Source organism: Rhodanobacter spathiphylli B39 (assembly GCF_000264295.1).
Lineage (GTDB): Bacteria > Pseudomonadota > Gammaproteobacteria > Xanthomonadales > Rhodanobacteraceae > Rhodanobacter > Rhodanobacter spathiphylli.
In genome coordinates, this window is the sequence record NZ_AJXT01000111.1 from 1 (window position 1) to 772 (window position 772).

1 protein-coding gene is annotated in these 772 nt (G+C 59.1%); it reads left to right on the plus strand.

Annotated elements, in window-relative coordinates:
* Positions 1–209: 209 nt before the first annotated feature.
* Positions 210–665, plus strand: coding sequence for a CbrC family protein (locus UU7_RS17185; protein WP_162098662.1), 456 nt, complete (start codon positions 210–212; stop codon positions 663–665).
* Positions 666–772: the final 107 nt, after the last annotated feature.

A 772-nucleotide genomic window follows, 5' to 3' on the forward strand; every position in this document is an offset into this window, starting at 1 on the left:
ATAAACGCTAAGCGTTTAGGCCGCTCTGCAAACTTTCTCGGTACCCCATGCCAACATTCACGGACATCGGTCTGGACTTTCCGCTCTTCCAGGGCCCAGTGGAGGAAGCAATCGTGGAGGAGCCTGGCGTTTGCTCGCGCTGTGCGGCCACAGCCCCATTACTCCTCGCAAAGAAATGCTATGACTGCTTCCGGGCCAGCGGACACACGATGAACACGGAATACGGCATGGTGCGCCCGGAGGACGCGCGGACCGGCATGACCCACGGCGTCCCGCTAGACCCGGAGAAGCTCCCGGATCTGCCGCTGGTTGCTCACCCTCTTGATCCCGCATTTCCAGATGAGCACTGGTACAGCGTCAAGTGTGCCCCTCAGGACCTCGAAGAGCTAATTCGCACCCCGAAGTACCATACGTGGCAGGGAGAGCAATGGCTTTTCTGTTGTGGCAGGCCCGCCGTGTTTGCAGGCACGCTCAACAGCCTTTCACTTGCAAAGTTCGTGCCCCAGATTGGGGCGCCACCTCAAGACATACTTGACGGCCTCGCCTCACAGCTGGGGATCCAATTGCCTATCAGCTTGCAGGACCTGGACGGGGGCTCGGTCGGTGTATACGTCTTCCGCTGCCAGGAATGCCAAGGTTTGCTGAGTCATGTAGATTACGACTGATCGGTGCAACCTGCGCAGTAGGCCACTGCGCGCGTCGCTGCCTAACCGTTCATCCAAGCGGACGGCTGCGCCGCCGCTTAATTCCAGCGTTGAAGCTGTAGAAAAAC

Bases quoted from the DNA above. Each gene is read 5' to 3' on its own strand.
- UU7_RS17185 (WP_162098662.1), top strand. From the start codon at position 210: ATGAACACGGAATACGGCATGGTGCGCCCGGAGGACGCGCGGACCGGC.